This window comes from Pseudomonas sp. BS3767 (genome assembly GCF_900099665.1).
In the GTDB taxonomy this organism is placed as follows: Bacteria; Pseudomonadota; Gammaproteobacteria; order Pseudomonadales; family Pseudomonadaceae; genus Aquipseudomonas; species Aquipseudomonas cerasi.
On the sequence record NZ_FNCX01000018.1, the window covers coordinates 1 to 5,625 of the forward strand.

The 5,625-nt window shown below is 51.6% G+C and carries 2 tRNA genes and 3 rRNA genes; all 5 read right to left on the reverse strand.

What is annotated here, in order from left to right:
* Positions 1 to 2: 2 nt before the first annotated feature.
* The 5 genes from rrf to BLR16_RS27755 all read right to left on the reverse strand — a co-directional run bounded on the left by rrf (position 3) and on the right by BLR16_RS27755 (position 5,251).
* Positions 3 to 118, reverse strand: a 5S ribosomal RNA gene (gene rrf, locus BLR16_RS27735).
* 154 nt (positions 119 to 272) lie between these two features.
* Positions 273 to 3,165: ribosomal RNA gene (locus BLR16_RS27740) — 23S ribosomal RNA — on the reverse strand.
* 241 nt (positions 3,166 to 3,406) lie between these two features.
* Positions 3,407 to 3,482: transfer RNA gene (locus BLR16_RS27745), tRNA-Ala, on the reverse strand.
* A gap of 30 nt (positions 3,483 to 3,512) precedes the next feature.
* Positions 3,513 to 3,589 (reverse strand) — tRNA-Ile (locus BLR16_RS27750).
* Positions 3,590 to 3,712: 123 nt separating this feature from the next.
* Positions 3,713 to 5,251: ribosomal RNA gene (locus tag BLR16_RS27755) — 16S ribosomal RNA — on the reverse strand.
* Together the 16S, 23S and 5S rRNA genes with 2 tRNA genes alongside form the textbook arrangement of a ribosomal RNA operon.
* Between the last annotated feature and the right edge of the window lie 374 nt (positions 5,252 to 5,625).

Consider the following 5,625-nt stretch of genomic DNA (forward strand, 5'->3'; position numbering starts at 1 on the left):
AATCTTGACGATGACCTACTCTCACATGGGGAAACCCCACACTACCATCGGCGATACATCGTTTCACTACTGAGTTCGGGATGGGATCAGGTGGTTCCAATGCTCTATGGTCGTCAAGAAATTCGGGTACCGAATCGTGCCGTACGGCGCGCTTCAGCAAATCGGGTATGTGATAGTCGATTTAGGTATCGTTCGTGACGCAAACTTTCGGTTCATGTCATCTTCACAGTCACCGCAATCTGGTCATTCGACGCAAATTGCTTGGGTGTTATATGGTCAAGCCTCACGGGCAATTAGTATTGGTTAGCTCAACGCCTCACAGCGCTTACACACCCAACCTATCAACGTCGTAGTCTTCGACGGCCCTTTAGGGAACTCAAGGTTCCAGTGAGATCTCATCTTGAGGCAAGTTTCCCGCTTAGATGCTTTCAGCGGTTATCTTTTCCGAACATAGCTACCCGGCAATGCCACTGGCGTGACAACCGGAACACCAGAGGTTCGTCCACTCCGGTCCTCTCGTACTAGGAGCAGCCCCTCTCAAATCTCAAACGTCCACGGCAGATAGGGACCGAACTGTCTCACGACGTTCTAAACCCAGCTCGCGTACCACTTTAAATGGCGAACAGCCATACCCTTGGGACCGGCTTCAGCCCCAGGATGTGATGAGCCGACATCGAGGTGCCAAACACCGCCGTCGATATGAACTCTTGGGCGGTATCAGCCTGTTATCCCCGGAGTACCTTTTATCCGTTGAGCGATGGCCCTTCCATACAGAACCACCGGATCACTAAGACCTACTTTCGTACCTGCTCGACGTGTCTGTCTCGCAGTCAAGCGCGCTTTTGCCTTTATACTCTACGACCGATTTCCGACCGGTCTGAGCGCACCTTCGTACTCCTCCGTTACTCTTTAGGAGGAGACCGCCCCAGTCAAACTACCCACCATACACTGTCCTCGATCCGGATAACGGACCTGAGTTAGAACCTCAAAGTTGCCAGGGTGGTATTTCAAGGTTGGCTCCACGCAGACTGGCGTCCACGCTTCAAAGCCTCCCACCTATCCTACACAAGCAAATTCAAAGTCCAGTGCAAAGCTATAGTAAAGGTTCACGGGGTCTTTCCGTCTAGCCGCGGATACACTGCATCTTCACAGCGATTTCAATTTCACTGAGTCTCGGGTGGAGACAGCGCCGCCATCGTTACGCCATTCGTGCAGGTCGGAACTTACCCGACAAGGAATTTCGCTACCTTAGGACCGTTATAGTTACGGCCGCCGTTTACCGGGGCTTCGATCAAGAGCTTCGCTTGCGCTAACCCCATCAATTAACCTTCCGGCACCGGGCAGGCGTCACACCCTATACGTCCACTTTCGTGTTTGCAGAGTGCTGTGTTTTTAATAAACAGTCGCAGCGGCCTGGTATCTTCGACCGGCATGAGCTTACGCAGTAAATGCTTCACCCTCACCGGCGCACCTTCTCCCGAAGTTACGGTGCCATTTTGCCTAGTTCCTTCACCCGAGTTCTCTCAAGCGCCTTGGTATTCTCTACCCAACCACCTGTGTCGGTTTGGGGTACGGTTCCTGGTTACCTGAAGCTTAGAAGCTTTTCTTGGAAGCATGGCATCAACCACTTCGTGTTCTAAAGAACACTCGTCATCAGCTCTCGGCCTTAAGATCCCGGATTTACCTAAGATCTCAGCCTACCACCTTAAACCTGGACAACCAACGCCAGGCTGGCCTAGCCTTCTCCGTCCCTCCATCGCAATAACCAGAAGTACAGGAATATTAACCTGTTTTCCATCGACTACGCTTTTCAGCCTCGCCTTAGGGACCGACTAACCCTGCGTCGATTAACGTTGCGCAGGAAACCTTGGTCTTTCGGCGTGGGTGTTTTTCACACCCATTGTCGTTACTCATGTCAGCATTCGCACTTCTGATACCTCCAGCAAGCTTCTCAACTCACCTTCACAGGCTTACAGAACGCTCCTCTACCGCATCATCAAAAGATGATACCCGTAGCTTCGGTGCATGGTTTGAGCCCCGTTACATCTTCCGCGCAGGCCGACTCGACTAGTGAGCTATTACGCTTTCTTTAAAGGGTGGCTGCTTCTAAGCCAACCTCCTAGCTGTCTAAGCCTTCCCACATCGTTTCCCACTTAACCATGACTTTGGGACCTTAGCTGACGGTCTGGGTTGTTTCCCTTTTCACGACGGACGTTAGCACCCGCCGTGTGTCTCCCATGCTCGGCACTTGTAGGTATTCGGAGTTTGCATCGGTTTGGTAAGTCGGGATGACCCCCTAGCCGAAACAGTGCTCTACCCCCTACAGTGATACATGAGGCGCTACCTAAATAGCTTTCGAGGAGAACCAGCTATCTCCGAGCTTGATTAGCCTTTCACTCCGATCCACAGGTCATCCGCTAACTTTTCAACGGTAGTCGGTTCGGTCCTCCAGTTAGTGTTACCCAACCTTCAACCTGCCCATGGATAGATCGCCCGGTTTCGGGTCTATTCCCAGCGACTAGACGCCCTATTAAGACTCGCTTTCGCTACGCCTCCCCTATTCGGTTAAGCTCGCCACTGAAAATAAGTCGCTGACCCATTATACAAAAGGTACGCAGTCACCCAACAAAGTGGGCTCCCACTGCTTGTACGCATACGGTTTCAGGATCTATTTCACTCCGCTCTCCGCGGTTCTTTTCGCCTTTCCCTCACGGTACTGGTTCACTATCGGTCAGTCAGTAGTATTTAGCCTTGGAGGATGGTCCCCCCATATTCAGACAAGGTTTCTCGTGCCCCGTCCTACTCGATTTCATTGCAAAGGGATTTTCGCGTACAGGGCTATCACCCACTATGGCCGTCCTTTCCAGAACGTTCCGCTAATCTCAATACAACTTAAGGGCTGGTCCCCGTTCGCTCGCCACTACTAAGGGAATCTCGGTTGATTTCTTTTCCTCAGGGTACTTAGATGTTTCAGTTCCCCTGGTTCGCCTCTTGCACCTATGTATTCAGTACAAGATAACCATCTTATGATGGCTGGGTTCCCCCATTCAGATATCTCCGGATCACAGTCTGTTTGCCGACTCCCCGAAGCTTTTCGCAGGCTACCACGTCTTTCATCGCCTCTGACTGCCAAGGCATCCACCGTATGCGCTTCTTCACTTGACCATATAACCCCAAGCAATCTGGTTATACTGTGAAGACGACATTCGCCGAAAGTTTGCATTCACAAACTTTACCTTAGCCCGGACACACACCAGTGAAAGAGGTGCCCGGTCTATATTTCTTTCTATCACATACCCAAATTTTTAAAGAACGATCTAATCAAAGACTAGAAATCAACATTCAGGCACTGATCATCAGGATCAATGGAATGCTCATTTCTAAGCTTTCAAACAGAAGCAGTAAGTGGTGGAGCCAAGCGGGATCGAACCGCTGACCTCCTGCGTGCAAGGCAGGCGCTCTCCCAGCTGAGCTATGGCCCCGTATTTCTACAGGCGTTTCCCACACAAAATTGGTGGGTCTGGGCAGATTCGAACTGCCGACCTCACCCTTATCAGGGGTGCGCTCTAACCAACTGAGCTACAGACCCAATTTCGAGCTTGTAGCCGCTAGCGTTGAGCTATCAGCTTGGAGCTTAAAGCTGCTTCTAATCGTCTTCTTCAATGAATCAAGCAATTCGTGTGGGTGCTTATGGCGCAGCTGAGTCGTCGATTAAGGAGGTGATCCAGCCGCAGGTTCCCCTACGGCTACCTTGTTACGACTTCACCCCAGTCATGAATCACACCGTGGTAACCGTCCCCCCGAAGGTTAGACTAGCTACTTCTGGTGCAACCCACTCCCATGGTGTGACGGGCGGTGTGTACAAGGCCCGGGAACGTATTCACCGCGACATTCTGATTCGCGATTACTAGCGATTCCGACTTCACGCAGTCGAGTTGCAGACTGCGATCCGGACTACGATCGGTTTTGTGAGATTAGCTCCACCTCGCGGCTTGGCAACCCTCTGTACCGACCATTGTAGCACGTGTGTAGCCCAGGCCGTAAGGGCCATGATGACTTGACGTCATCCCCACCTTCCTCCGGTTTGTCACCGGCAGTCTCCTTAGAGTGCCCACCATAATGTGCTGGTAACTAAGGACAAGGGTTGCGCTCGTTACGGGACTTAACCCAACATCTCACGACACGAGCTGACGACAGCCATGCAGCACCTGTCTCAATGTTCCCGAAGGCACCCATCCATCTCTGGAAAGTTCATTGGATGTCAAGGCCTGGTAAGGTTCTTCGCGTTGCTTCGAATTAAACCACATGCTCCACCGCTTGTGCGGGCCCCCGTCAATTCATTTGAGTTTTAACCTTGCGGCCGTACTCCCCAGGCGGTCAACTTAATGCGTTAGCTGCGCCACTAAGAGCTCAAGGCTCCCAACGGCTAGTTGACATCGTTTACGGCGTGGACTACCAGGGTATCTAATCCTGTTTGCTCCCCACGCTTTCGCACCTCAGTGTCAGTATCAGTCCAGGTGGTCGCCTTCGCCACTGGTGTTCCTTCCTATATCTACGCATTTCACCGCTACACAGGAAATTCCACCACCCTCTACCATACTCTAGCTTGCCAGTTTTGGATGCAGTTCCCAGGTTGAGCCCGGGGATTTCACATCCAACTTAACAAACCACCTACGCGCGCTTTACGCCCAGTAATTCCGATTAACGCTTGCACCCTCTGTATTACCGCGGCTGCTGGCACAGAGTTAGCCGGTGCTTATTCTGTCGGTAACGTCAAAACAATCACGTATTAGGTAACTGCCCTTCCTCCCAACTTAAAGTGCTTTACAATCCGAAGACCTTCTTCACACACGCGGCATGGCTGGATCAGGCTTTCGCCCATTGTCCAATATTCCCCACTGCTGCCTCCCGTAGGAGTCTGGACCGTGTCTCAGTTCCAGTGTGACTGATCATCCTCTCAGACCAGTTACGGATCGTCGCCTTGGTGAGCCATTACCTCACCAACTAGCTAATCCGACCTAGGCTCATCTGATAGCGCAAGGCCCGAAGGTCCCCTGCTTTCTCCCGTAGGACGTATGCGGTATTAGCGTCCGTTTCCGAGCGTTATCCCCCACTACCAGGCAGATTCCTAGGCATTACTCACCCGTCCGCCGCTCGCCACCAGGTACAAGTACCCGTGCTGCCGCTCGACTTGCATGTGTTAGGCCTGCCGCCAGCGTTCAATCTGAGCCATGATCAAACTCTTCAGTTCAAACATCTAACTGGGTTTTGAGAAAACCCTAAACTTGGCTCAGCAATCGTTGGTTACATCTTTGATTTCTCGCGGAGTAACTTGGGTTGCTGATAATCTGTTGACTTCAGCCTGACACCACAAGCACCCACACGAATTGCTTGATTCAGTTGTTAAAGAGCGGTGGGTTAAGATCTTTCGTCTCAACCGAGGCGCGCATTCTACAGCGTCCTCTGTATCTGTCAAGCGGTTATTTCAAGAAGTTTTCAAAGTTTCCTTTGCAACTTCAACCACTTGCGCTGCGATCAACTCTGGAGTTGCTCATCAGCGGGAGGCGAATTCTACAGCGTTACAACCGCGTGTCAAACTCTTTTTTCTCACCGCTGTCGATCAAT